The 22,574-nt window shown below is 63.4% G+C and carries 26 protein-coding genes; 17 read left to right on the top strand and 9 right to left on the bottom strand.

Going from position 1 to position 22,574, the window contains the following annotated elements; genetic code table 11:
• The first annotated feature begins 216 nt into the window (after positions 1-216).
• The 3 genes from PSA7680_RS14365 to PSA7680_RS14360 all read left to right on the top strand — a co-directional run bounded on the left by PSA7680_RS14365 (position 217) and on the right by PSA7680_RS14360 (position 2,830).
• Entirely contained in the window at positions 217-660 is a 444-nt protein-coding gene (locus tag PSA7680_RS14365) for a hypothetical protein (protein ID WP_085869414.1), read from the top strand.
• A 531-nt stretch (positions 661-1,191) separates the two neighbouring features.
• Complete coding sequence (locus tag PSA7680_RS18750) at positions 1,192-1,704, top strand: hypothetical protein (protein ID WP_176244148.1); 513 nt, start codon at positions 1,192-1,194, stop codon at positions 1,702-1,704.
• On the top strand, positions 1,604-2,830 hold the full coding sequence (locus PSA7680_RS14360) for a c-type cytochrome (protein ID WP_085869413.1): 1,227 nt from the start codon (positions 1,604-1,606) through the stop codon (positions 2,828-2,830). Before PSA7680_RS18750 ends, PSA7680_RS14360 begins: the two co-directional genes overlap by 101 nt.
• A gap of 65 nt (positions 2,831-2,895) precedes the next feature.
• On the opposite strand, the gene PSA7680_RS18595 is transcribed toward PSA7680_RS14360, so the two are convergent.
• The 4 genes from PSA7680_RS18595 to PSA7680_RS14350 are packed head-to-tail and all read right to left on the bottom strand — an operon-like array spanning position 2,896 to position 6,103.
• The gene (locus PSA7680_RS18595) at positions 2,896-3,288 is read right to left on the bottom strand and encodes a hypothetical protein (RefSeq protein WP_139838674.1); all 393 of its coding nucleotides are present in this window, start codon (positions 3,286-3,288) and stop codon (positions 2,896-2,898) included.
• A gap of 16 nt (positions 3,289-3,304) precedes the next feature.
• Entirely contained in the window at positions 3,305-3,580 is a 276-nt protein-coding gene (locus PSA7680_RS14355; RefSeq protein ID WP_085869412.1) for a hypothetical protein, read from the bottom strand.
• 26 nt (positions 3,581-3,606) lie between these two features.
• Complete coding sequence (locus PSA7680_RS18590; RefSeq protein WP_139838673.1) at positions 3,607-3,900, bottom strand: hypothetical protein; 294 nt, start codon at positions 3,898-3,900, stop codon at positions 3,607-3,609.
• Complete coding sequence (locus tag PSA7680_RS14350; protein WP_085869411.1) at positions 3,869-6,103, bottom strand: hypothetical protein; 2,235 nt, start codon at positions 6,101-6,103, stop codon at positions 3,869-3,871. The genes PSA7680_RS18590 and PSA7680_RS14350 overlap by 32 nt, the downstream gene beginning before the upstream one ends.
• Before the next feature lie 226 nt (positions 6,104-6,329).
• Between PSA7680_RS14350 and PSA7680_RS14345 the strand changes: the two genes are divergently transcribed.
• From PSA7680_RS14345 to PSA7680_RS18585, 5 genes are all read left to right on the top strand, one after another.
• Positions 6,330-6,557 (top strand): helix-turn-helix domain-containing protein, encoded by a 228-nt coding sequence (locus PSA7680_RS14345; RefSeq protein ID WP_085869410.1) that lies wholly within the window; start codon positions 6,330-6,332, stop codon positions 6,555-6,557.
• A 30-nt stretch (positions 6,558-6,587) separates the two neighbouring features.
• Positions 6,588-8,684 (top strand): site-specific integrase, encoded by a 2,097-nt coding sequence (locus tag PSA7680_RS14340; RefSeq protein ID WP_085869409.1) that lies wholly within the window; start codon positions 6,588-6,590, stop codon positions 8,682-8,684.
• Positions 8,681-9,991, top strand: a complete 1,311-nt coding sequence (locus PSA7680_RS14335; protein ID WP_139838672.1) for a site-specific integrase — start codon at positions 8,681-8,683, stop codon at positions 9,989-9,991. The genes PSA7680_RS14340 and PSA7680_RS14335 overlap by 4 nt, the downstream gene beginning before the upstream one ends.
• Positions 9,992-10,231: 240 nt before the next feature.
• Positions 10,232-10,480: a hypothetical protein gene (locus PSA7680_RS14330; protein ID WP_085869407.1), complete on the top strand. Its 249-nt coding sequence runs from the start codon at positions 10,232-10,234 to the stop codon at positions 10,478-10,480.
• A gap of 104 nt (positions 10,481-10,584) precedes the next feature.
• On the top strand, positions 10,585-10,746 hold the full coding sequence (locus PSA7680_RS18585; protein WP_176244147.1) for a hypothetical protein: 162 nt from the start codon (positions 10,585-10,587) through the stop codon (positions 10,744-10,746).
• 260 nt (positions 10,747-11,006) lie between these two features.
• Here PSA7680_RS18585 and PSA7680_RS14325 read toward each other — a convergent pair whose 3' ends face one another.
• The 3 genes from PSA7680_RS14325 to PSA7680_RS14315 form a co-directional block, all read right to left on the bottom strand.
• A complete protein-coding gene (locus tag PSA7680_RS14325; RefSeq protein WP_085869406.1) occupies positions 11,007-12,557 on the bottom strand; it encodes a TRAP transporter large permease in 1,551 nt (516 codons plus the stop codon).
• The gene (locus tag PSA7680_RS14320) at positions 12,557-13,051 is read right to left on the bottom strand and encodes a TRAP transporter small permease subunit (RefSeq protein WP_085869405.1); all 495 of its coding nucleotides are present in this window, start codon (positions 13,049-13,051) and stop codon (positions 12,557-12,559) included. The genes PSA7680_RS14325 and PSA7680_RS14320 overlap by 1 nt, the downstream gene beginning before the upstream one ends.
• Positions 13,052-13,120: 69 nt before the next feature.
• Positions 13,121-14,206 carry a TRAP transporter substrate-binding protein gene (locus PSA7680_RS14315; protein WP_085869404.1) on the bottom strand — a complete coding sequence of 362 codons (1,086 nt, stop codon included), beginning with the start codon at positions 14,204-14,206 and terminating at the stop codon, positions 13,121-13,123.
• Positions 14,207-14,446: 240 nt separating this feature from the next.
• Between PSA7680_RS14315 and hutC the strand changes: the two genes are divergently transcribed.
• From hutC to PSA7680_RS14285, 6 genes are all read left to right on the top strand, one after another.
• Entirely contained in the window at positions 14,447-15,148 is a 702-nt protein-coding gene (gene hutC, locus PSA7680_RS14310) for a histidine utilization transcriptional repressor HutC (protein ID WP_085869403.1), read from the top strand.
• Positions 15,149-15,377: 229 nt separating this feature from the next.
• Positions 15,378-15,755, top strand: coding sequence for a hypothetical protein (locus tag PSA7680_RS14305; RefSeq protein WP_085869402.1), 378 nt, complete (start codon positions 15,378-15,380; stop codon positions 15,753-15,755).
• Positions 15,756-15,839: 84 nt separating this feature from the next.
• Positions 15,840-16,256 carry a hypothetical protein gene (locus PSA7680_RS14300; RefSeq protein ID WP_085869401.1) on the top strand — a complete coding sequence of 139 codons (417 nt, stop codon included), beginning with the start codon at positions 15,840-15,842 and terminating at the stop codon, positions 16,254-16,256.
• 154 nt (positions 16,257-16,410) lie between these two features.
• A complete protein-coding gene (locus PSA7680_RS14295) occupies positions 16,411-16,827 on the top strand; it encodes a DUF2933 domain-containing protein (protein WP_245824659.1) in 417 nt (138 codons plus the stop codon).
• Between the two features lie 8 nt (positions 16,828-16,835).
• On the top strand, positions 16,836-17,042 hold the full coding sequence (locus tag PSA7680_RS14290; protein ID WP_085869400.1) for a hypothetical protein: 207 nt from the start codon (positions 16,836-16,838) through the stop codon (positions 17,040-17,042).
• Between the two features lie 88 nt (positions 17,043-17,130).
• A complete protein-coding gene (locus PSA7680_RS14285; protein ID WP_085869399.1) occupies positions 17,131-19,257 on the top strand; it encodes a protein-disulfide reductase DsbD family protein in 2,127 nt (708 codons plus the stop codon).
• Positions 19,258-19,269: 12 nt separating this feature from the next.
• On the opposite strand, the gene PSA7680_RS14280 is transcribed toward PSA7680_RS14285, so the two are convergent.
• Positions 19,270-19,695, bottom strand: coding sequence for a MerR family transcriptional regulator (locus tag PSA7680_RS14280; RefSeq protein ID WP_085869398.1), 426 nt, complete (start codon positions 19,693-19,695; stop codon positions 19,270-19,272).
• A 75-nt stretch (positions 19,696-19,770) separates the two neighbouring features.
• Here PSA7680_RS14280 and PSA7680_RS14275 point away from each other — a divergent pair, with 75 nt between their 5' ends.
• Genes PSA7680_RS14275 through merA form a run of 3 tightly spaced genes read left to right on the top strand, consistent with a single transcriptional unit; the run spans position 19,771 to position 21,940 of the window.
• Positions 19,771-20,181, top strand: a complete 411-nt coding sequence (locus PSA7680_RS14275; RefSeq protein ID WP_085869397.1) for a mercuric transporter MerT family protein — start codon at positions 19,771-19,773, stop codon at positions 20,179-20,181.
• An 11-nt stretch (positions 20,182-20,192) separates the two neighbouring features.
• Positions 20,193-20,480, top strand: a complete 288-nt coding sequence (gene merP / locus PSA7680_RS14270; protein ID WP_085869424.1) for a mercury resistance system periplasmic binding protein MerP — start codon at positions 20,193-20,195, stop codon at positions 20,478-20,480.
• Positions 20,481-20,515: 35 nt separating this feature from the next.
• A complete protein-coding gene (gene merA, locus PSA7680_RS14265) occupies positions 20,516-21,940 on the top strand; it encodes a mercury(II) reductase (protein WP_085869396.1) in 1,425 nt (474 codons plus the stop codon).
• 99 nt (positions 21,941-22,039) lie between these two features.
• Here merA and PSA7680_RS14260 read toward each other — a convergent pair whose 3' ends face one another.
• Positions 22,040-22,498 carry an ATPase gene (locus tag PSA7680_RS14260; RefSeq protein WP_085869395.1) on the bottom strand — a complete coding sequence of 153 codons (459 nt, stop codon included), beginning with the start codon at positions 22,496-22,498 and terminating at the stop codon, positions 22,040-22,042.
• Positions 22,499-22,574: the final 76 nt, after the last annotated feature.

The following is a 22,574-nucleotide window of genomic DNA, read 5'->3' as shown; positions in this document are numbered from 1 at the left end:
ACTTAGGACCCTATTGGAGGTGACAGCGTTCGAGACGGACGGCACCGCCGCCGCGCCAACCCAATTCAACCCAGAACAACCATCGAATACCACGCTGAATTCTTCCTCCTGCGCCAGTGTGTACGCACGCGCAAGAAAGGTTTTCCGTCGCCCTCGGCGATACCACATTCCCTTCGCCAGCAGGCCAAGCAACCATTTCACAAGGACACACGCATCATGACCACAGACATCAAAGCGCTGATCAAGAAGATCAATGAAACCGCCAACACCCTTTACGAGCTCATTGGCGAGATTGATCGTGGCACGATCCCCGCTCTGGAGAGGCACCTCCAGGAAGCAAGCGATGCGGCTGACAAGATCAGCTACGACACCTTCACCTATCTCGCTCTGGTCGCGGAATACGGAGATGACCAGATCGACGCCGTCTTTCAGGCGAAAACCGACCTGGACATTCACGAAATCCATGAGGAACTGCAGAACTCGATGACCCACGACGACATCGACCAGTTCGTATGGGAAAGCCTCAAAACGGCCCAGGAAGTCGGAACCGCGGACTGGGAGGACCCCCAGTTCGACATGGCGCGGTTTCGCGAAGAACTGCTGGACTCATCCCGGCTGGTCACCACCAAGACCGGCGCGATCATTGAGCTCTGCGCCTGACGCGGTTGTGCACGCACATTCCCCGAAAAGGAATTCCGTGGCGGCCGGTCGCAGCTTTTGAGAGGCGCTGAACCGCGGGCGCTGTTTCGGCAAGAGATGGCGCCCCACAAGGCATGACCCGCCCGCAGGTGTTTTGTTCGGGCGGGGTATTCGGTCTTCTACCCACCCGAGCCCGGCCCAGTCGCGCCCGGCGCTTTTCAAAAATTTCTTTACAGAACGCGACAAAACTCCGTTTTTATTAACTATTATCTCACCCAAATCCGTTTCCGGGTTTTCCAGAACGAACCGATCTCCAGCGCGTAACACGCAGGAGACCATTCGTGACCAACACCCGATCGACCGCCCGCATTCTCGACCAGTTCTACACTTCACCGCCCGTTGCCCGCGACTGCTGAGGCCCAAGGCGACCACGCATGCCGATTTCATCTTCTGCAAGCGGCACGAGGCTGATTTCGCCTTGCAACGGGTCGGCCCAATGCCGGCCGCATCAAGCCCGTCGACAAGGCCGACAGCGCGAACTCGCATTACTTCTTGCGCGCCACGGGTGATGCCACCCTGCTGCGGTCGCGCTTTGAGAAGATCGACTTTGACACGGTCCGCAACAACTGCGCCGGCTGCCCGTCGATCTCCAAGGCCGAGGTGGTCGATCTCTACGGCCAAATCCTCGCCGATGAGGAAGCTTTACCGCCTGATCCCCTCCTATTGCAGGCGCGCAGTCGCCGCCCGGTCGAGACGAAGACCACAGCGGCGGCCGTGCCGCTCTGCCCCGGAAACCGACGGCTGCATCCGGAACTGGCCCGGCATGTCGGCCCGCTGGGTATCGACCGGGCCTCAGATGCCTTGTGGCCGTTACCAATTGATACAGAAAACGTGTTGAAGCCGGCTGCGGCGGGTGGCACTCGGACGGACAAACACGCGCGGTCAATCGCAAGGAAGGCAGATCATGATTGGCAAATCCGGAACGGCCTTGGCGGCCTTGATGTTGTTGGCAGCGACCGTCACGAGCAAAGCGGAAGCGCAAGAGCAGACAAGCGCGCCGCTTGACCGTGTGCAATCCGTGTTCAGTCTGGCGGTCGACCCGGCCGGCGACGGCGCCCTGTTGCTGGGCACGGGCTACGGCCTGCTGCGCGCCACGCCCGACGGCATGGCCCAGGTCATCACGCCCCCTCGCGCCGCCATCACCGGCATCGCCACCGACCCGAATGACCCCGCTCGTCTGCTCCTGAACGGTATCGACGCGGACGGGGCTTCGGCTGGGCTGCTGACTTTCGATCCGGAGCAGGCACGCTGGACAGCCACCCCCGGCACCCAGGGCGAGACCGGGACCAAGCTGACCTCGCTCTCGATCAGCCGGCTGGACGGCGACCGAATGGCAGGCATCGACAAGACGATCCAACTGAGCGCCAATGGCGGCCTCAGCTGGGAACCGCTTGCGACCACGCCCGAGGAAACCCTCGCCGTGGCGCTGTCAGGCACCAGCCCGTCGCGGATCTTTGCCGCCACCGTGGGTGGTCTGATGGTCAGCGAAGACAATGGCCAGAGCTGGCAGCAAAGCTATCCCGGCGACGCCCCTGTAACCGTCGTCACCAGCCTGTCGGGCGGGCGCGTCGCCGCGTTCATCTATCGCACCGGCCTTGTCATGGCCGATGAGGAAACGCTTGACTGGCAGGTGGTCGGCACCGGCTTCCAGGACCGTTTCCTGCGGGCCCTGATCGAGGATCCCTCCTCGCCCGAAACGCTCTATGCCGTGGCCGATACCGGGGCAATCCTGCTCAGCCGCGATGGCGGGGCAACCTGGATCAGCTTCGAAGGCAGCGATCTGGCCACGCCGGACCGGATCGCCGCGGGCAAGGTGCTGTATGATGACAACTGCGCCTCGTGCCACGGCGCTGGCGGCATCGGCGAGGCCCCCGACGACCCCGAGGCCCGCGACGAGTTCGGCTTCAAAGCGCCCGCGCTCAACGACGCGATGCACGCCTGGCACCATTCGGATGCCGGCCTGCGCGCCACGATCCATAAAGGCTCGCCCCGCAACGAGCGCATGGCCGCATGGCAAGAGGTGCTGAGCGACGAGGAGATCGACTCGATCCTTGCCTATGTCAAAAGCACCTGGAGCATCCGCAGCCTGGCCTGCCAGGGCGCGCGGCACATGGCCTGCATGGGGCAATAGACCCGCCCCAGGGCGGCCTGAAGCGGTCTTTGATCTGTGATCTGTCCCCGCGTGTGCGGGGCGGATCAGTATCGTTGCGCCGGTTTTTGCGCGCAATAGCTGTCGGGCCGCTTCTGCGCCGCTTCGATTTTTTCCTGGGCAAACTCCCAGGCCAGGCGAGATTTCATCCGCCACACCCGGTCTTCGTGCGTCTCGGTCTTGCGGCGGTTTAGCTCTGCGTGGAAACGTGCAAGGCAATCCCTGACATTTGGCGTCTTTGGGTTTGCTTTCACGCGCGCTTCGATTTCCCTGATCGCCTCTGACAGTTCCGAAACGGTCATCAAGTGAGCCGACCCTGCACGGCAGGACGGGCGAAACCGAAGGGTCATCAGATCCCGGACATCGCCGAGATCTGACAGTTTTGGTTTTCGGATCGAAGGTGCAGCGCTGCGGCAAGTGGCCTTGGAATTGCGCTTCACGTCTTTCCCCCAATACTCAGGCAAGATCTGACGCAGGGGTTTCGGAAAGCATGGTCTTCAACATCGGCTGGATCGCGTCGTAGTGCCTTGCCACGAAGTCCATTGCACATTCGCCGGATGCGGACCAAGTCGCCTTGTCGATATTGACAGAGTTCGAGCCCGGAACCAATTCGGCTTCCACCAAAAGGTTTTTGTCGCTGCCATCGATGGTCGCTCTGAAATCGGCTTGAACGAACGCGTCGTCGACAATGCGGGCATTTTCGAGCTCGAGGTTGTTGGTGATGTTGCTCATATTCAATCCTTTTGATTTGGCTTCCTCTACTTTTGAGAAAGCGTGTTGATTTCAGTTCCAGGCTGATCGCCCGGTGCCGCAACTGGCCGAAGCCCCTTGTCGCTGCAGGAATGAAATGGGTTCATCTTCTCAAAACAAAAAAAGTTTTTTTTGGGGGGGGATTCAAACCCGAGAACATGGCAAAAAAGGCAAAGCCGGTCAGCTACTTGTTCGTTTGAACGAATCTGCATCACCGACCGATGCTTACTCACCTCGACACCAACGCTTTTTACCCGGTGCTTCATGTCATCACTGCTGGCCTGCCGCACCTTCATTGCCATCCAGCGTTTCGCAATACTTCAGCGGCCCCCAGAGCAAATCTGCCGCCCTTTCCGGCGCTGCTCCTTTCGCCAGAAGAACTGCAGCTTCGTGCCTTGCATGCGGAACGTCGCGCTTGATTTTGACCCAAACAACACGATTGAACGCAGCACGTCCGGCCAAGTTCATGGCTGCGATTGGTGGCAGTTTTTTCTGCCTTTTCAGATAGGTTCGCGCTGCTTCGACACTCGGAAAGATCCTCGGCGCATCTATTGCGAGGCCGCTGGCCGAAAGGCGTATACCGCCCTTTTCCAGCAGACCGTCGACAATCGCTGCCTCCACCCTTTCCGGCAGCATATCAGCCCACGAAACGAGCTTATCGACCGGAATGCCGAGAATCGGGATATTACAACCGATGAACACCCGCTTGGGGTAGGATGAGCGCGCCAGGCGCAAACGTTCGATGAGTTGTCGGGTCGCCAGTTCGCGGCTCTGCAGCTGCAGCCGACGGACGCGGCGGTCGGGGTGGCAGGGCACCAGCACCGCTTTTGGGGTCCCGTCTGTCATTTCGTAATGAACGACCGCCTCGGGCATCCGGATTTTTCCGGCGGCGTCCGGGGCAAGCAGGTTGAGAGGCTCGCCGGGCGCATCGCCCCAGAGCGCCCGCGCCTGGTCTTCCAAGGCGCAAACCGGCAGTTCCTCGCGGCCGATTACGATGACGCTGGAACAGTCCTTGTAGCGGTTCGAGCCGAGCGCACGACCACCGAACCACAGCCAATGCGCGCCGTGCAGCTTGATCTCCAGCATGTAAGCCGACACTTCCTCCTCGGACATGCCCTCGAAGCAATGCCCAGCATCCTCGAAGAAGGCGCGCACGACCTTGCGCGTTGCGCCGACCAGCACCCCGCCGTTGCGGTCCAAGCGGTCGGTCAGCACCTCGCGCGCGATGATCTGCCGCCAGGTCTCGCGCAGCCCGGGCTTGCTCAGCAGGCTGCCATTCGTCATCCGGCGGTCGTGAAGCTGCGTCACGATGGCGTTCGGGCGCAGGGTGACGTCGTGGATGTCGCGAATATTGCATCCAAGCACCGAGAGGATCTCGGGATCAGCATCAGCGTCGAGCACCAGCATCGGCTGCTGATGGCGCAACGGTTTCCGCCTCAGCACCCGGATAAGTTGCCTGTCGTCATGCGACACCAAGCGCAGCCGTTCGGTTGCGTCCAGACCGGCCTCTCTGGCCTCGGCCAACACTTTCCAGATCGCGGCAAAGCGCGACACCTGGTGGTGGTTGGCTTCTGCCTGTTTCAACAGCTTGTCCTGCTGGATGCCGCATTGATCCGGCATAAGCGTAGGATCAGGGGACTTTCCCCGCCACTCCAGAGCGGCAAACGCCGCATAGTCTGCGTGGGAAAATGGCAGGGACAGCGGAGAGGTACCCGCGATCAGCGCCGCCGCGACCTGCCGCGCCGCGTCCAGCAGGTCGGCGTGATCGCCTGCCATCGTCGCCGGAAAGAAGGTGCGCGGATCTGTGAAGGACGCCACCGGAACATCCCGGATCGACAGGAATTGCTGCCAGAACGTTTCGTCGACGATCCGCAAATCGCATTTTTCAACTGGGTCGGGCAGGGAAAGATAGCTGTTGGCGAGGAAATTGTGCGTCGCCCCGGCTCGAAACTGCGCGAGATAGGCGCATTGGTCAAAATGCGGACAGCGCTTTTCCTCCCCGTCCTCATCCACGCGCCGGCAGAAACTTTCCCGCACCGCGATGCCCAGACGGCTGGCGCGCTCGACCAGGTTGGCCTTGGCGCACATGGTGCCTGCCCCGTCCGGGCGCGGCGCCGAGCGGCCGCGGATTGCCTGTGCCTTCAGACCGAGGTCAAGGGCTTCGGCGGCTGCCTCCTCGGCCAGCGCGAGGGTCGGCAGGTGGAAAGACACGTTGCAGTTCTCGCCCCGCCTTGCCTTTTCGGCGAGCAAAATCCGCGCCAGCCGGCTCTTGCCGGCACCGGGACTGGCGCGGCACACGACGGCAGGAACACCGGGCTGTTCCTCACCTGGTCCGGCGAGAATGGCGTCGGCCTCCTCCAGCGCAACGCGCAATTCACCATCCGCCTGTGTAAGCGGCGTAAACCGAGTTGTCAGCGCCGGGCCGTCAATGTCAAACGCCCCCTGCCCCGTGAACCGTCCGGTTTTGTCCCGCAGTGCTTCGGTCTTGGTGGAAATCATGGTCATCACCAGTCGTCCTTTTGTTGCAACTGGCGAGGAACTCGGTTCGCATCGGAAAATCCGGAAACACCGGTTTGATCCGGAAGTTTCGGGGCGGACCGGAAATAGGATCCTATTACCGGCGTGACCCATTTTTCGTGGCCGCCGCCCAAGCATCAGCTTTTTTTGTCCCGGAAATTTCCGCCCGGCACCGCCGGGGACCATTTCCCCCGCAAACACCGGGAGGAAAGCGATGAAAACACCGAGATACTATTCGACGAACGAGGTCGCCGCGATCTTCAAGCGCGACCCGCACACGATCCGCGACTGGATCAACCACGGCTGCCCGACGCCCCACGGGCCAGTCAAGCTGCAGGCCGTAAAATTGGGGAAGTCATGGACGATCAAGGACGAGTGGCTCGCGGTTTTCGAGCTGCGAGTCCGGCCTGAGGCTGGAAGGCCGGATCTCGACCTCGAGTGACCGGTCGCCCACCAACCAAGAGGCAGAGCCATGACCCTTGCACAGGAATTGAAGGATTATCTTGACACCAGCGGCGAGTCGCGACGGGCACTATCCCTGCGCGCGGGGCTCAACCCCAAGGCCATCTCGGACATTCTCAACATCCCCGGCCTGACACCCCGCCATTCCACGCTGGTGGCTCTGTCGGAAGCAACCGGGCGCGATCTTCTGAATTCGGCGAAACAGCTCCCGCGCACCTACGCGGATCTCATCTCAGAGGCGCAATCTGTCGGAAACAAAACCTTGGCTTCACGTCTGAAATGGCTGTGCCGCAATGCCGGTTGGGTGCCTGAGCTGAAGGCGGTCTGCAAACAAGAGGTCATCGATTTCTTCGACCGCCATACCCCCGCCAGTTTAGGTCTGACAAAGGGCAGCATGGCCACCTATCGCTCGATGCTCCTCAAAGCAGCGGGCACCGGACAGTCGCGCCAGCGCAAACGCCGGATCGACGACATCGGCGGGATCTACAAGGACGTGCACGTCGCGATCCGGAACAGTGACCTGCCCGTCTCGACCCGGCTGGCCTCGGGGTCGTTTCTTCTCTTCCTGCACGATGAAGGTATTCAGCCCAGCGAGATTTCGCCCGAAACTCTGGCTGACTACTACCGGCACCGCACCGAGGTTTCAGCCAAGGGCGAAAAACAGTGCGAAAAGCATGTACGCGAGATTGCAACCCTGCTTCGGAAACTGTCGGATCATCCGGATTTCACTCGCTTCGGCTTTGCCGCCGCGCCGCACCCGTTCGAAGGCGGCCGCGACAAGTTCGGTGTCAATGACGCGCAGATCGCGCCGCTGCTGGCGGAGTTCGACGCCCGCGTCGCACCTTGGGCCACAGGGCAGATGTCGCGGGACGGTATGGATCGTGCCGCCTTCATCGCAATGCTCGACGCAATGGAGCAGCCGGTTTCCGACAAGAAGGCGCGGCTGCGCAATGCGAAGAAGGCGCGCGCTGCAAGATCAGGGAAGCCCACCCACAAATCGTCATCCGCACTCATGACGGACAAGGGGTTTCTGGTGGGGCGAGACCGGTGGTCAGAGAAAACGCTGGCCCGTCGCCGGGGCTACGTCATCTCAATGGCAAAGGCGATCGTCGCGGCGACGGATGTCGTCCCGGAGACCATCGAGGAACTGACCGATCCCGAGTTCCTCGAAATCGGCGCCGAAGCTCTCGCTGAAAGCAACAAGAGCGACTATCCCAGCGGTTATGTCGAAAGCGTTCTCAAGACCATGCGCAAGATCGCGTCCGGTTTCGTGTGTCGCCCGCCGGAGGAGGTTCAGGAGATTTCCGACCTGATCTCGCTGCACAAGCCCGGCTTCACGGGAATCTCGCCTCGAAACAAAGCGAAGCTGCAGCAGTTCACTGACGACCGCATCGTCAAGACGATTCGGCTGACGGGCACCATCGTCACGCAGGTCAACAACGAGATCGACCGGCGCCGGCGGGTGCAGCGAAAAAAGACCAGGAAACTCCCGGCAAAGGCCGACGTCATGGATGCAGAGCTGATCCGCGACGTGATGGCCGCGCTGGCGCACGACATCCTGATGACCCGGGCACCGCGCAGTGACAACGTTCTGCGCGCGCGCCTGGACTGGGTTTCCTGGCACGGCGACCTCGCACGCCTGACCGTGCCTGCCGGGGAAGTGAAAATGCGCAGTTCAGGCGACGCCGATCTGCCAATCCCTCTGAGCGAAAGCACCAGCCGCCTGTTGCGGACCTATCTGGAGGTGCTGCGACCTCGTGTGCTGCAATCAGGCGACGCGCAAAACCCATATCTCTTTCCCGGCCACGGGAAAGGCCGGGTGGGCACGCACTACAGCGCGTTGCTCAAGCGTGTAACCGGGCTGTTGGCGCGGTATGTCGGTGTCAATATTCACCCGCACCTTTATCGCCACTTGGTCGGCTGGATCTGGCTGAAGGACAACCCGGACCACCTGCCGAAGGTCCAGCGTCTGCTCGGCCACCGCAGCCTGCAGACGACGCTCGATTATTACGCTGAACTCGACGAGGGCCTCGTGCTTGATGCATGGCAGGAACAGCTGAACGGCAAGGCGACTGGCAAGACCAATTCGAACGGGAGAAAAACATGACGGACAATGCCCATCTTCGCCTGCTCGCCGACATCCGGTCCGCAATGGTAGAAGACCCCATTCCAGGTCGGGCCGAGCTTTCAGCCCATCTGCAGCGGCGGATCGAAGAAGTTGGCGAAAAAGCTCTCGCCGAATTCGCTCATATTCAACGCGTGGCAGCCAGGACATGGGGTGCAGAACGCACCGCCCATTTTGGTCAGATCCTGCGCAAACATCGCGTGGTATCCAAGCCGGCCCGTAAAACGGCTTGGACCCGCGCAGAAGAAGCACTTTCCCACCTCCCTGCCCCGTGGCGGCGGCCGATCGCAGACCACATCGCCGTGTCGCGGCAGGGCAAGCGCGTGAAAGGCCGCAGGCTCTGGAGCGCAGCCTACGCTCAAAGCGTCATCTCTGCGTTGAGAATCTGGGTGGATTACTGCGCCTGCAACGGCCTCGACCTGACACCGACCGGTGCGACGCTGGATGCCTTCGGCCGTCACGTTCTCGCAACAGCGACAACAGGCACAGCCGCGGATTACATGGATCGCATCCTGAGCGGGATGGCGCTCGTCCAGCCCGGCTTCGCCTCCGCGGCCTGCGACTTCGTCGCAGAGGACTGGCGCAACCGTGGCAAGACAGAAGGCCCGAGCACGAAGACCGGCGCACAGCTTGTGGGCGCCTCGGCGATATACGAGCTCGGCTTCCGCCACATCGACGGGGCTCGCGCCCGACCGATGCGCGGGTTGCACGCGGCGCGCCAGTTTCGAAACGGACTGATTCTGGCGCTGGGGACCGCCCTACCCCAACGCGCGCGGGCCCTGTCATGCCTCGCCTTCGACAGCACCCTCGTGCTGCTTGACGCTGAAACCCTCGGGGTTCGCATCCCGGCGTCGATGCTGAAACTGCCGGAAGACCGCAAACAGGGCGCGCCGTTCGAGCGCAGCTTCCGCAACGCCCCATTGGCCGCGGCTCTGCAGGAATACCGCCAATCCTTCCGTCCAATCTTCGATGGCGGCGCAGCGCTGTTCCCATCCGTTCTGTCCCGGAACTCAGCAATCAGCGAGACACAAATCGGCAGGCTGACCGGCGACATGACCAAGGCGGCTTTTGGCGTGCGGATTCCGATCCATCGCCTGCGCGAAAACGTGGCGACGGAAGCCAGCGAGAGCCTGTCCGGCGGCGGTCTGGCCGCCACGGCGCTGCTCGGTCACAAGTCGCAGGCAACAACGGCGCGCCACTACGATCACTCGGAAGGGATCCGGGCCGCTCAGCAGTTCGGCGTTCTCCTGGCGTCGCATCAGGAATGCACAGTTGACCTTGATCTGTGACCAAGGCGCGGCTCCGTCTACCACCGCGAAACGCCGAGATTTCCGCATTTTCCGCGTCGTGTTGAAAACGGGGGGCCACCATCCGCACGGGGTGATTGGGGCCCTTTTTCAACAAATTCCGCCCACCGCCGCAACTTCCTCAACACGCTTGTCGATCAAGAAACCGCCTTCAACATTCGGCGGCCGCGGAAGCCGGATTGAAGAATTCCTCGCACCATCCTCAAGTGTTAGGCTGCATCCATGGACAAGACTGCCGTTGAAGACTTTATTCTCAAGATGAGCGAGCACGGCTCGAAGGAACAAGAATTTTCGCGAAGCGCCGAGCTCTCGGGCTCGGCGTTGGCCTCGATGAAAGCGGACAGCTTGTTGAGCAGTAAGGGCCTGTGTTCATCGACTTCGAAGCTTCAAGTCTCTCCGAGAACTCGTGGCCGGTCGAAGTTGGTGTCTCATGGCTTGAAGGTAATCGAGTGGAAACTCACAGCCGGCTGATTCAGCCACGCCCGGATTGACCCGAAGATGATTGGGATGCCGATAGCGCCAAAGTCCATCAAGTTCCCCGTTCCAACTTGAACAATGCCGAGCCTGCAGACGCTGTGAAGGAATGGCTGACAAAACCCGTGGCGGGTCGGACGCTTGTATCAGATGCCCCATCCTTCGATCAATGGTGGCTGAATCTTTTGCTCAACGCGACCGGCCCCAAAATCATGGATTTCGATGAATTGGCCGGGTTGCTTTCTCAGAAAATGGGGCGCTGAACCCCGGCCAGTTGCATCTTGTCTACAAGACTTTGGCCAGGCGAGACACGTTGCATCGTGCGGGTGAAATCGCTGCAAACCTGTGCCGCGCATGGCAGGCAGGGTCGAGGCGGTGAGAGCGGATTTGCAGCATCGCGGCCAAATGATCGCTGTAACAGGAGTATCTGAAACATCGCTGTCACCGCATCGGTTCTTGCGCAAGCTGAAATGGCAGGAGCGCGAAAGTTCAGTTTCCTGGGACAGCACCCGCCGGCACCCGTTCAGAACAACGCCGCCGGCAGGGCGGTGGCCAGTTGCGGGACCAGCCACAGCAGCACCATCCCCACCACCTGCAACCCGATGAAGGGCAGGACGCCGGCATAGATATGGCCCGTCGTCACTTCGTCGGGCGCCACGCCGCGCAGGTAGAACAGCGAGAAGCCGAAAGGCGGCGTCAGGAATGAGGTCTGCAGGTTGATCGCCAGCAGGATGCCCAGCCACAAGGGATCATGCCCCATCAGGATCAGCACAGGCGCCACCAGCGGAAGCAGGATCACCGAGATCTCGACGAAATCCAGGAAGCAGCCCAGCAGGAACACCAGCCCCATGCTGAACAGCAGCGCCCCGGTCGGCCCGCCCGGCATGGATTGCAGGATTTCGGCCACCCGCTCCTCGCCGCCCAGCCCGATGAACACCAGCGAGAACATGCCCGCCGCAAGGATCGTGGCGAAGATCATCGAGGTCATCACCAGGGTCGAGCCGGCCGCGTCATGGGGTACCTTGCGCCCCCAGGCCGAGCGCAGCGCGCTCAGCACCGCCAGCACGCCCAGACCCGCCAGAAACACATAGGCACCGCCCGCCACAAGTTGCGCCGGCTCCAGGTCGCTGCGTTGCAGGCGCACCGGGTAAAGGCCGGACAGCACCGCCAGCAGCAACAACGCGCCGGTGCCGGCAAGGATCAGTCGGCGGTTTCCGCCGCTCTTCAGCCCGGCCATCAGCACCGCGCCGACAGCGCCGACCGCGGCGGCCTCGGTCGGGGTGGCGATGCCCCCCAGGATCGAGCCGAGAACCGCGAGGATCAGCAGCACCGGCGGCACGACGACGGACAGCACCTCTTGCGCCGAGGGCCGGGGCAGATCGGCGCGCACCGGCGGCATGTCATCGGGCCGCAGCACCCCGCGGATCACGATGTAGACCAGGTACAGCACCACCAGCGCCAGGCCCGGCCCCATCGCGGCGGCAAAGAACTGCCCCACCGACAGCGCCTCGACCACGAACTTGCCCTGCTCGTATTGCGCCTGCTGAAAGGCGTTCGACATCACGTCGGCCAGGATGATCAGCAGGGTCGAGGGCGGGATGATCTGACCCAGCGTGCCGGCGGTGCAGACGATCCCGGCGCCCACACGCGGATCGTAACCCGCCCGCAGCATCGACGGCAGTGCGATCAACCCCATCGCCACCACGGTGGCGCCGACGATGCCGGTCGAGGCGGCCAGCAGCGCGCCCACCAGCACCACCGAGATGCCGAGCCCACCGCGCAGCTTGCCGAACAGCCGCCCCATCGTGTCGAGCAGAGATTCGGCGATGCCGCTCTTTTCCAGCACCGCGCCCATGAAGACGAACAGCGGAATGGCGATCAGCGTCTGGTTCGACAGCAGGCCGAACACCCTCTGCGCCATCGCCCCCAAAAGCGAGATGTCCATCACCCCGAGCGCCCAGCCCAGATAGGCAAAGAGGATCGCCACCCCGGCAATCGAAAAGGACACCGGAAAGCCCAGCAGGATGCCCACCAGAAGGGCCCCGAACATCACCAGGTCGAGATAATCCGCCATCACTGCCGCCCCCCCGTCAGCAGCTTTGCCAGTTGCGACAGCGATTGCAGCATCAGCGTGACGGCAAAGGCCGGGATCAGCGTCTTCATCAGGAACACCGCCTTCAGGCCGCCGACCGAGATCGGGCCTTCGAGAATCTTCCACGAGTTGGCCACCGACGGCCAGCTCCAGTAGAGCAGCGCCGCCATCGACGGCAGCAGCAGGAACAGGTGCCCGAACACGTCGATCCGCCAGCGGGCGGCCTCGGACAGCCGGGAATAGAAGATGTCCACGCGCACATGCTTGTCGATCTGCAGCGTATAGGCCGCGCCCAGCATGAACAGCGTGGCATGCATGTAGAGAACAAGCTCCTGCACCGCGATCGAGTTGACGCCAAAGACATAGCGGCCCAGCACGATGCCGAACTGCACCAGCACCATCAGCAGCGCCAGCCAGCGCACCACCCGGGCAATCAGGCGGTTGACCCCGTCAACCACGTCAACAAAGCGCCCCATCCTGTCCCAGCCTCCAGCCTCGCGCGGGTTGCCGGGCAGCGCGGCTCAGCCCGCGCCGCCCGTCTCTGCTCAGTAGCCCATGACCGCGGCGCGCGCGTTCATCTGGCCGTTGTCGGCATAGGTCATGTAACCGCCCACAAGGTCGCGATAGGCGACAAAGCTTTCCACGATGCGGCGCACCAGCTCGTCCTCGTCCTGGCGCAGCTCGTCGATCACCTCGGCGGCGGCCTTGCTCATGGCGGAGATCACCTCGTCGGGGAACTTCCTGACCTGCACGCCATCCTCGGCGACCAGCTTTTTCAGCGCCAGCGCGTGCTTGGTGGTGTATTCGGTCCAGACCGGGTTGTAGAGGCTCTCGCAGGCAAAGGCGACCGCCTGCTTCAGGTCGTCGGGCAGGTCGTTGTAGACGTTCATGTTGACGCCGCATTCCTCGGCCGAGGACGGCTCGCCCACGCCGGGCCAGTAATAGTTCTTGGCCACCTGCTGATACCCCAGCGCCGAATCCGTCCACGGGCCGATGAACTCGCCCGCGTCCAGCGCGCCGGTCTGCAGCGCCTGGAACATCTGCGGCCCGCCCATGGCCTCGGCCGCCATGCCCATCTTGGACGCCATTTCCGAGGCAAGACCGGTGGTGCGGAACTTGAGCCCCTTCAGATCCTCGGGCGAGTTGATCTCGGTGCGGAACCAGCCGCCCCATTGCGGTCCCGAGTTGCCGCACAGAAACGGCTTGATGGCAAAGCGGCCATACATCTCGTCATAGAGTGCCTGGCCACCGCCATGCACCATCCAACCGACCTGTTCGTCGGCGCGCAGGCCAAAGGGCTGCGACCCGAACAGCAGGATGCCCTTGGATTTCGACCCCCAATAGGCCGGAACCGCGTGATACAGCTCGGCCGTGCCTTCGCTCACCGCGTCGAACACGCCGCGACCGGGGACCAGTTCGCCGGCGGCGAACAGCTTGACCTCGATCCGGCCGCCCGACAGCGCGGTGATCCGGTCGGCCAGCATCTGCGCGGCCACACCCGGCCCGGGCAGGTTCTTGGGCCACGCGGTGACCATCTTCCACTGGCGCCTGTCCTGCGCGATGGCCGGAGTGGCCAACGGCGCGGCAACGGCACCAACCGCCCCCGCCTTGAGAAACTTGCGTCTGTCCATGTCATTTCCTCCCGTTCTTGATCCGGATCCGCGAAAACTTTCCCGGCGTTCCGGGCCGCGAGATCCTTGCTGCCTCCGCGGTCGGGAGCCGGTGACGAGAATCACCTGCCGCCTTGCTTTGTGCACTATTTTCGTTATTAAGTGCACACATATTTGCAAGTCAAGAAAGAACAGAGGCTGCGCCCGGTTTGACACAGGCCTGATGCCGGGGAGAACAGACAGGATGAGGACCGCGCCGCGATGAACGCAGACAGCACGAAATCCTGGCAAGCGGTGCAGGCCGAGGTTCTGCGCCGGATCCGCGACCGCGAGTGGAAGCCCGGCGAGTTGGTTCCGCACGAGGCCGAGCTTGCGCGCGAACTGGGCTGTTCCCGCACCACCGTCAACCGCGCCCTGCGGGCGGTGGCCGAGGACGGCCTGCTCGAGCGCCGCCGCCGTGCCGGCACCCGTGTCGCGCTGCACCCGGTGCGCAAGGCCCGGCTGGACATCCCGGTGATCCGCGTCGAGATCGAAAACCGCGGCCTGGCCTATTCCTACAGCCTGATCTCGCGCGCCGAAGAGCTGCCCCCGCCCGCGGTGCGCGCCCGCCTGCAAAGCCCGCCCGACCACAAGATGCTGCACGTCCTCGGGCTCCACCTTGCCGCTGGGCGCCCCTACGCGCTGGAGGATCGCTGGATCGACCCGGACGCGGTGCCCGAGGCGCGCGAGGCGGATTTTTCCCGGATCAGCCCCAACGAATGGCTGGTGCTGAACGTGCCCTTCGGCGGCGGCGACATCGCCTTTTCGGCCGTCGAGGCCGGACCGGACGAAGCCGAGGCGCTGGACTGCGCCCCCGGCGCGGCACTCTTCGTCACCGAACGCACCACCTGGCGCGGGTCCCGCATGCTGACCACCGTGCAGCTGCTCTTCGCCCCCAGATACCGGCTGCATACCAGAATCTGAAAGAGGTCAGGCAGAAAAGCCCACGCCTTGGACCAATCGAACATTCACCTGAGCTTGCGGATGCAGGTCGTTTCTTCGGGATTTCGGAGTGAACCCCGAAGAAACGACCCGCCCCGCAATGAACCGAGAGAAGCAGCCTCTCAGAATAGCAACCAGCGCCAACGAAAGGAGTTTCAGTCGCCCTTGAAGCCGTCGGCACACCCGCCACGGCGCTGCAGAGGAGAACGACATGTTCGACCTATATCATGACACGCTGAAAGACCTGCGTGAATTCATGTCCTCCCACGCCGAGGCGCTCCAGAATGCGTCCGTTCTGCTGGGCGGCCAGCCCGCGCTGCGCCAGACCCAGGCGCTTCTCGCCGAAATCGCCTCGGCCCCTGGACTGACGCGAAGCCTGAGACGCAGGATCGCCGCGCTCCACGATCTGTTTGCACTGAAGAACGTGCATGACCCCGAGACGCTCGAGGCGGCGTATTTCGCCGAAATCGGCCCGGGTTCTCCGATCGTCGAAGAGCTTTGCCTGCTGAGCGAAGCTCTGAAAGACGCGATCTACCGGCAACAGGACGTCGATCTGATCACCCTGGTCGAAGCCGATCCCACCGCATGAGCGCACACCGCCAGCCCCTCTCTCCTTTGGGGCTGGCGTCTTGAGAGCCGGCGCAGTGTCGGCTCAGGAAAGAAGGAGACCCGAATGGACATCGATACCGAAAGGGAGATTCACCAGCTGACTCTGGACGCGATCGTATCGGGGCGGCTGCTGGCCGAAGACTGGCTGGAAGGAACTCTGGCCCCCACGGGCACCGCAAAATCCGTCATCCTGGAAACCCTCCGTTCCCTCCGCGAGCGCGAGAGCCTGCCGAACGTGGACAGGGATCTGATCGAACTGATGGGAGAGCAAATCCGCGACGCCCTGAATGAAATCCGCGACGGCAAAGGCGACGCGGCAATGTCGCGCGAAGTGGATCTGGTCTGGGAACAGAACCAGCAGGTCATCGAATATGTGAATCTGGCCTATCGCTGGCGGAAATACAAAGAGGCCACGATCACCCTGGATGACAAGCTGGCCGCAACCCGCATGGCGGACCTTCTTCTGGCCAGCGTCCTGTGAAAGCCGAAAGAGGTGTCGGGGCGGCTCGCGCTGTCCCGGCGCATTCAAGCGCCCGACAAACAGAATTGGAGCGTATCAAAACAAGTGGGTAAGACCTTGCCGACAGGTTGGGGTCATTGCCGCGTATGGCCGCCGACAACTCGGGCTATTTCTGATGCTGTCGGCGCCAACCCACCAATTCGTTGGCGAAAAAGCATTTGACCTTCCATCGCGGGAAGGGGCTATGCCGCGCTTCGAACTGTCAGAGATGGAGCGAAACGTGACGAGTCATCAGCAAGCAGACACGGCAAGGAAACCCGCGCAGGACACCGGCGGAAAACTCATGAAATGGGGCATGATGGCCTGTTGCGTCGTCATGTTCGCCCCGATCGGCCTGTATTTCCTGGCCGGCGGCGGTGCAGGCGGCGTGTCCGAATCTCTGGGGCTGATCGCCCCGATGCTTCTGTGCGTCGGGGCGCATGTCTTCATGCACAAGGCCATGGGCAAATCCTGCCACGCAACGGAAGAAAAGAAGGTGGAAGAGCGCCCCGAGGCAGAAGAGGCCATTCCGCCTGTGGCCGTGCGGCAGTAACTTTGCCAATGATCCTCAGGCGCGGGCGGCTGGTGGCGGCGGTCTCGGCCGCCGCGGTGCTGCTGTCGGCCTGTGCGCAAAGTAACAGAACCTGCCCGCTGCAACCCGAGGCCCCCTCCTTCACCCTGCCCGAGGGGTGCAATGTTCAGTGGGAAGGCCAGCAGGGCGGCGCCTATTTCACCTGCGATGATGGCCGGGTCGGGTTCGTTGGCTGATGGCCGCGATGTGACATTCCGGCCCGTTGACCCTCCAGCGCTGGAATCTGCCAATCACGGCGCACGCAACAAAAGGCAGCGAGTCGCCATGGGCAAGGCATTGGCAAAACTGGTTCTTGTGGTCTGGGTAACGGCCCTTGGCCTGCTTTTGACAGGGCAGAGTCAGGCCGCCACCTCCGCACCCCATGACTCCGTACCCGTGAACGCCCGCCTCGTCACCGCACAGGACGGGGTCGAACCCGAGGCCGGAACCCTCACCGCAGGGTTGCACCTGAAGCTGGCCGAGGGCTGGAAAACCTATTGGAAATCACCCGGCGAGGTCGGGATCCCGCCCAAGGTCACGTGGGAGGGGTCGCAGAACATCCGCGACGTGCAGTTCCACTGGCCCGCGCCGATCCGCTTCCGCGCCTTCGGGATCGAGAATTTCGGCTACAAGGACGAGGTGGTCTTTCCCCTGACCATCACGCTTGAAGACCCCGGCGCTCCGGTGGATCTGAAGGCGGATGTCGCCGTCCTGGTCTGCTCGGACGTCTGCGTGCCGGTCGAGTTTCCCCTGTCGCTGTCTCTGCCGCAGGGATCGGGCCGGGATCAGGACTCGGCCCGGCTGATCAATGCCTACATGTCGCGGGTGCCGGTCCCGGACAACAGCAGCGGGATCGCATCTGAGTCCGCGTCGCTGGATGCCGAGGCCAAGACGCTGACGTTGAGTTTCACCAGCGACCTGCCCTTTGACGCGCCCGACGTGTTCCCCGACATGGGCCGCGATACCGCCTTCGGCGCGCCCGACATCCGGCTGGGCGAGGATGGAAGGCTGCTGTGGGTGCAGTTCCCCATCCTTTCCCTCGCGGACACCCCCCCTGCCCTGTCGGTCACGGTCACGGACACCAACCGCGTCGCCGAGTTCGCCCCGCGCACCGACGCCCCCCCTGCCGCGCCGCCCTATCAAATCGCGACCGCCGGGCCCTCGGCCGGTGCGCTGGTCTGGATCCTGCTGCTGGCCGTCGGCGGAGGGCTGATCCTGAACGTCATGCCATGCGTGCTGCCGGTGCTGTCGATCAAGCTGTCCTCGGCGGTCAAGGCGCATGACCGGTCGCCGGCGCAGATCCGCGCCGGGTTTCTGGCCTCGGCGGCCGGGATCCTGGCCTTCATGTGGCTGCTGGCGGGCATCACCATCGCCGCCCGGTCGCTGGGCTATTCGATCGGTTGGGGCATCCAGTTCCAGAACCCGCTGTTCCTTGCGGTGATGATCGTGGTGCTGGCGGTCTTTGCGGCCAGCCTCGCGGGCCTGTTCGAGATCACGCTGCCGCAGTCTCTGAACACCCGGCTGGCCCATGTGGACGAGGGCCGCGCGCCGCTGGTCGGGGATTTCCTGACCGGCGCCTTCTCGGCGGTTCTGGCGACACCCTGCTCGGCGCCGTTCCTCGGCACCGCCGTCGCCTTTGCCCTGACCGGGCGACCGGTGGACATCCTGGCGATCTTCACCGCGCTGGGGCTCGGCTTGGCCATTCCCTACCTGCTGGTCGCGGCGCACCCGAAACTCACCGCCGCCCTGCCCAAGCCGGGGCGCTGGATGGTGGGGCTCAAATGGGTCCTGGCGGCGGCGCTGCTGGCCACGATCGGCTGGCTGGTCTGGGTCATGGCCGGTGTCGCCGGAGATACCGTCGCAACCGCCACGGCCCTTGCCGCCGCGGCCCTGGTCCTCGTGATCTGGAAAGGCACGGCGCTGCCGCCCGTCCTGCGCTGGTCCGCCATGGCGCTGCCGCTGGTTGCCGCTCTGGCGGCCCCTGTCGCGATCTCGGGCAAAGGCCGGGCCGGGCTACCCGAACCGGCCGGAGAAATCCCCTGGGTCGCCTTCAGCCGTCCGGAAATCGCCCGGCTCGTGTCACGCGGCGAGGTGGTGTTCGTCGATGTCACCGCAGATTGGTGCCTGACCTGCAAGGCCAACAAGGCGCTGGTGCTGGAGCGGGGCGAGGTGCTGACCGCGCTGCAATCCGGCAAGGCCATCCCCATGCAGGCCGACTGGACCCGCCCCGACGACGCGATCGCCCGGTTCCTCGAGGACAACGGCCGGTTCGGGATCCCCTTCAACATCGTCTATGGCCCGTCGGCCCCCGAAGGCATCGCCCTGCCCGAGATCCTGTCGACCTCGGCCGTGCTGGAGGCGCTGCAACAGGCCGCGCCAGATGGCAGCACACCGCTGGCGAGCGGGTCGTGACGCCCGAGGCCGCTACGCCCCGGCCTTTTCGAACAACGTGTCGATGACAGGGCATTCGGGCACATCCCCACGGGCGCATTTCGCGGCCATGCTTTCCAGCGCTGTCTCCAGTCTCCGAAGCGCGGCGATCTTGTCGCGCACGGCCGCCAGATGCAGCAGCGTCATCCGATGAACCTCGCCGCAGCTGACTTCCTGCTGATCGACCATGCCAAGAAGCGACCGGATTTCGGCGATGCTGAAGCCCAGATCGCGGCTCTTGCGGATGAAGGACAAGCGCTTGAGATGGTCGTGCGTATACTGGCGGTTGCCGCCGGGCGTCCGGTCGGGCCGGGGCATCAGGCCGATCTTTTCATAGTATCGGATCGTTTCGATATTCACCCCGGTTTCGCGCGACATGGCGCCGATTGGATAGGCTCTCGGACTTGTGACACGGGACATCGGGAAAACCCCTTGCATCTGTAGTTGCTACAGGCACCATATTGCCAGTCATGAATCACATCGGCGAGGAAATTCATGACGGACACCGTTGAACATTCCGCGAGCGAGGCGAGACCAGCCGACGACGGGAAATCCGCCCGGCTTGCGGCGGCCGGGGGCATCCTTGGCGCCATCGCGGCCTCTACCTGCTGCATCATCCCCCTGATCCTGTTCAGTCTGGGCGTCTCTGGCGCCTGGGTGGGCAACCTGACGGCGCTGGAGCCCTACAAGCCGATCTTCATCACGGTGACGCTCGGCTTTCTCGGCTATGGCTACTGGATGGTCTATCGCAAGCCCAAGGCCTGCGCCGAGGGCGAGGCCTGCGCCCGCCCCCTGCCCAACCGTCTCGTGAAAACGGCCCTTTGGGCCTCGACCGTTCTGGTCCTCATCGCGCTGTTGTGGAACTGGATCGCCCCCATCGTCGCGCCAATCCTGCTTGGTTTGTGAAAGGAATGACCATGAAACTGAAACCCCTTGCCCTCGGGCTGAGCCTCGCCCTGGCGCCGCTTTCGGCATCCGCCGCCGAACAGACCGTCACCCTGTCGGTGCCCGGCATGACCTGCGCCAGCTGCCCCTACATCGTCGAATCCGCCATCTCGGGCGTCGAGGGCGTTCAGGCCGTCGAGACCAGCCTCGAGTCGCGCACCGCCACCGTGACCTTCGACGATGCGGCAACCACGGTCGAGGCGATCACCGGCGCCACGCTCAACGCCGGTTATGAATCAAGCCCGATCAATGAGTCGTGACTGCTCCAAAACCAACGGAAACAGGGCCGAACGCCATGTCTGATTGCTGCTCGAACGGGAACGGAAACTTTGACCTCGCCGTGATCGGCGCCGGGTCCGCCGGGTTCTCGGCCGCCATCACCGCCGCCGAAGAAGGGGCGCGGGTCGCCCTGATCGGCCATGGCACCATCGGCGGCACCTGCGTCAATGTCGGCTGCGTGCCCTCCAAGGCGATGATCCGCGCGGTCGAGCCCCTGCATGTCGCCTCGGCCGCCCGACGGTTCGCCGGGATCGAGGCCTCGGCCCGGATCACCGACTGGGCCGCGCTCGTCGGCCAGAAACGGGCGCTGGTCGAGGCGTTGCGCGCCGCGAAATACACCGACGTCCTGCCGAACTACAACAACGTGACCTACATCGAGGACGCGGCCAGTTTCACGGCAGATGGCAGCCTGGTGGTGAACGGCGAGGCGGTGCGGGCGGACAAGATCATCATCGCCACCGGCTCGCGCCCGCATGTGCCCGACATCGCCGGGCTTGATGCAGTTCCCTGGCATGACAGCACCTCGGTGCTGGAGATGGAACAGGTTCCGGACTCGCTGATCGTGATGGGCGGCGGCTATATCGGCGTCGAGCTGGCACAGGTCTTTGCCCGCGCGGGCGCGCAGGTGACGATCGTGACCCGGCGTGGCCTGCTGCCCGAGGCCGAGCCCGAGATCGCCGCAGCCCTGACGGAGTATTTCGCCGACGAGGGTATCACCATCCGCAAGGGGCTGCGCTATGACCGTGTCGAGCGCACGGGCGGAAACGTCGCGCTGCATGTTACCTCACCCGCAGGCCCCGAGGTGATCCATGCCGAAAAGCTGCTGCTGGCCACCGGGCGCGTGGCGAACACCGAACTGCTGAACCTGCACGCCGCCGGGGTCGCGACCAACGGCAATGGCGGCATCCATGTGGATGCGGCGTTGATGACCAGCCGACCCGGCGTCTATGCCGTGGGCGACGTGACGGGCCGCGACCAGTTCGTCTACGTGGCCGCCTACGGGGCCAAGCTGGCGGCGCAGAACGCGCTGAACGGCAATTCGCTGCGCTATGACAACACCGCGATGCCCGCAGTGGTGTTCAGCGACCCGCAGGTAGCCAGCGTCGGCCTGACCGAGGCGCAGGCGGCCGCGGCCGGGCACCGGGTCAGAACCTCGGTGCTGCCGCTGTCCCATGTGCCCCGCGCGCTTGCCGCACGCGATACGCGGGGGCTGATCAAGCTGGTGGCGGAGGCCGACAACAAGCGGCTGCTGGGCGCCAGCATCCTCGCCCCCGAGGGCGCCGACAGCATCCAGACCGCCGCGATGGCGCTCCGGGCAGGCATGACCTATGACGAGCTGGGGGCCGCGATCTTCCCCTACCTGACCACGGTCGAAGGGCTGAAGCTGGCGGCGCAGACCTTTGAACGCGACGTGGCAAAACTGTCCTGCTGCGCGGGATAGACGCTCGCCGTGGCGCGGTCGAACAACGTGTCGATGACCGGGCACTCGGGCACGTCCCCGTCCTTCGTGCCTGCGAGATGCAATACCGCTTGTTGGAATTCACATATCCCGGATGCGATTGCTCTGCTGCGCCAAACGCATGGTCTCGTGCTCTTCCATATCCAGTAGTGCTTGAAGGAGTTCGCGTGCCTCGGGTATCTCGGCACGCCCTTGCAAATACCGATATAAATCGATCACCTGATTGTGAAGATCGAAGACCGCTTCGCAGATCTCATCGACGCTCATCTGTGCGAACGGTCTGTCGCAGGTGCGATGGGGGTCGATCGGTTCATGGCCCAAATAGTCATAAACCCATGTGTTGAGCGCTTTGGGATCGGCTTGTTTCATAAAGCCGTCGACGATTTTCTCCAAAGCAGCTTCATGGTCGGCGAGGTAGGCAAGCAACATCCTGGCCAGCTCCTGCTCGGATTGCGTCGAACAGTGGGCCAGACATTCGGCGAGCCAATGATGCATTTCCCGCGTCCAGACGATAAGGTCTGAAAAAGTTTCGACTTTCATGGCCTCGGCCTCCTGATGATTGATTTGCGACAGGCTATGTCAGGATTCCCCGGATGGCTTCTCCCAATCGCCTATG

The sequence above is a fragment of the Pseudoruegeria aquimaris genome, from assembly GCF_900172235.1.
In the GTDB taxonomy this organism is placed as follows: Bacteria; Pseudomonadota; Alphaproteobacteria; order Rhodobacterales; family Rhodobacteraceae; genus Pseudoruegeria; species Pseudoruegeria aquimaris.
The sequence above is the reverse complement of the archived record's forward strand: the minus strand, read 5'-3'. Positions and strand labels throughout refer to the sequence as shown.

Excerpts from the sequence above, each read along its gene's own strand:
- PSA7680_RS14345 (WP_085869410.1), top strand. The coding sequence starts at position 6,330 with ATGAAAACACCGAGATACTATTCGACGAACGAGGTCGCCGCGATCTTC.
- PSA7680_RS14260 (WP_085869395.1), bottom strand. The coding sequence starts at position 22,498 with ATGAAAGTCGAAACTTTTTCAGACCTTATCGTCTGGACGCGGGAAATG.
- PSA7680_RS14305 (WP_085869402.1), top strand. The coding sequence starts at position 15,378 with ATGTTCGACCTATATCATGACACGCTGAAAGACCTGCGTGAATTCATG.
- PSA7680_RS14325 (WP_085869406.1), bottom strand. The coding sequence starts at position 12,557 with ATGGCGGATTATCTCGACCTGGTGATGTTCGGGGCCCTTCTGGTGGGC.
- PSA7680_RS14365 (WP_085869414.1), top strand. The coding sequence starts at position 217 with ATGACCACAGACATCAAAGCGCTGATCAAGAAGATCAATGAAACCGCC.
- merP (WP_085869424.1), top strand. The coding sequence starts at position 20,193 with ATGAAACTGAAACCCCTTGCCCTCGGGCTGAGCCTCGCCCTGGCGCCG.
- PSA7680_RS14280 (WP_085869398.1), bottom strand. The coding sequence starts at position 19,695 with ATGTCCCGTGTCACAAGTCCGAGAGCCTATCCAATCGGCGCCATGTCG.
- PSA7680_RS14290 (WP_085869400.1), top strand. The coding sequence starts at position 16,836 with ATGATCCTCAGGCGCGGGCGGCTGGTGGCGGCGGTCTCGGCCGCCGCG.
- PSA7680_RS14355 (WP_085869412.1), bottom strand. The coding sequence starts at position 3,580 with ATGAGCAACATCACCAACAACCTCGAGCTCGAAAATGCCCGCATTGTC.
- PSA7680_RS18590 (WP_139838673.1), bottom strand. The coding sequence starts at position 3,900 with ATGGCAATGAAGGTGCGGCAGGCCAGCAGTGATGACATGAAGCACCGG.
- merA (WP_085869396.1), top strand. The coding sequence starts at position 20,516 with ATGTCTGATTGCTGCTCGAACGGGAACGGAAACTTTGACCTCGCCGTG.
- PSA7680_RS14275 (WP_085869397.1), top strand. The coding sequence starts at position 19,771 with ATGACGGACACCGTTGAACATTCCGCGAGCGAGGCGAGACCAGCCGAC.
- PSA7680_RS14295 (WP_245824659.1), top strand. The coding sequence starts at position 16,411 with ATGCTGTCGGCGCCAACCCACCAATTCGTTGGCGAAAAAGCATTTGAC.
- PSA7680_RS14320 (WP_085869405.1), bottom strand. The coding sequence starts at position 13,051 with ATGGGGCGCTTTGTTGACGTGGTTGACGGGGTCAACCGCCTGATTGCC.
- hutC (WP_085869403.1), top strand. The coding sequence starts at position 14,447 with ATGAACGCAGACAGCACGAAATCCTGGCAAGCGGTGCAGGCCGAGGTT.
- PSA7680_RS14360 (WP_085869413.1), top strand. The coding sequence starts at position 1,604 with ATGATTGGCAAATCCGGAACGGCCTTGGCGGCCTTGATGTTGTTGGCA.
- PSA7680_RS14300 (WP_085869401.1), top strand. The coding sequence starts at position 15,840 with ATGGACATCGATACCGAAAGGGAGATTCACCAGCTGACTCTGGACGCG.
- PSA7680_RS14315 (WP_085869404.1), bottom strand. The coding sequence starts at position 14,206 with ATGGACAGACGCAAGTTTCTCAAGGCGGGGGCGGTTGGTGCCGTTGCC.
- PSA7680_RS14340 (WP_085869409.1), top strand. The coding sequence starts at position 6,588 with ATGACCCTTGCACAGGAATTGAAGGATTATCTTGACACCAGCGGCGAG.
- PSA7680_RS14285 (WP_085869399.1), top strand. The coding sequence starts at position 17,131 with ATGGGCAAGGCATTGGCAAAACTGGTTCTTGTGGTCTGGGTAACGGCC.
- PSA7680_RS14335 (WP_139838672.1), top strand. The coding sequence starts at position 8,681 with ATGACGGACAATGCCCATCTTCGCCTGCTCGCCGACATCCGGTCCGCA.
- PSA7680_RS14350 (WP_085869411.1), bottom strand. The coding sequence starts at position 6,103 with ATGACCATGATTTCCACCAAGACCGAAGCACTGCGGGACAAAACCGGA.
- PSA7680_RS14330 (WP_085869407.1), top strand. The coding sequence starts at position 10,232 with ATGGACAAGACTGCCGTTGAAGACTTTATTCTCAAGATGAGCGAGCAC.